Source organism: Ideonella sp. B508-1, assembly GCF_000333615.1.
GTDB lineage: Bacteria > Pseudomonadota > Gammaproteobacteria > Burkholderiales > Burkholderiaceae_C > Ideonella.
Map to the genome: position 1 here is coordinate 1 of NZ_BADL01000509.1, position 977 is coordinate 977.

The 977-nt window shown below is 61.7% G+C and carries 1 protein-coding gene; it reads left to right on the forward strand.

The annotated features are described in order from the left end of the window. Nucleotides 1-122 precede the first annotated feature (122 nt). Nucleotides 123-977 (forward strand): hypothetical protein (locus I73_RS29370; RefSeq protein WP_022982269.1); only part of this gene is annotated, 855 nt, incomplete at its 3' end.

The window sequence follows — 977 nt, forward strand, 5'->3', positions numbered from 1 at the left end:
GGCAGGTCACGAACTGAGATTGCCCATGACCACCAACCTGCTTGGCCAGCCCATCGGCGGCTACCCGGCCTACACACTCAGCTTGCAGCAAAAGCGCCAGGCCACCCCTGCTCTACCACTGGATGAGCCTGGACTACCTCAAGGGCTTGCTGACCATGATCGACGCGCTCATCCAGGGCGCGGACGTGCATCTGGAACTGGCCAAGCGCCAAGGGCGTGATGCGCTGATCGCCAACCCACGCTGGGGTGTGCGCGACACCTCCGCCAACTGGTCCACCCACGTGTACCCGGCCCTGGAGGACTTCCGGAAGTCCGTGCTCAAGGACATCGCCAACCGCGCGGTTGAAAGCTATGAGTTCACTGGCGCCAACCAATGCGGCCACATGATCTCCGAGTTCTCTTCCATGTGGATGACCCCGGAGGAGGAGGCGCAATTCAACCGGCAGTGGGAAGCCATTTACAACTACGCACGTCGGATCGACGCCGCCGCCGGCGCAGGCGGTTCACGCCGTCTCAATGACTTCCTCATGGTCGTGAATTGGCAGGAAAACGCCGACAGGTTCCCGCGCCTGCCCAAGTTCCGTGTCCGAACGGATGTAGAAGGCATTTCAGGCAAGAAGCCGCCCCGCACCGGGGTGTACCTGGCCCAGGACGACCCCAACGCCACCTTGCAGTTCGCCTGGACGGGCAACGATGACGGTGTGCTGGGCAACGCGATTGTCTTCAACGACGTGGGGCAGCGGCTGTTGGCCGCGGTGGGCCGCGACAACTTGTGGATCGACGACACCCAACTGATTCCGGCCGCGATCCAGGAAATGGAGAGGAACCCCAAACTCGACACGGGCATGTCTGATCTGGCAAAGGTCCGAGCCAAGCCTCATCTGGCAAAGGAAGCCATTGCCTTCGCTGCCTTCGCCAAACGCCCGTGCAAGTGGTATTTCGTTGAGCCCGTCAATGGCGAGTTCGACGATGAAGCT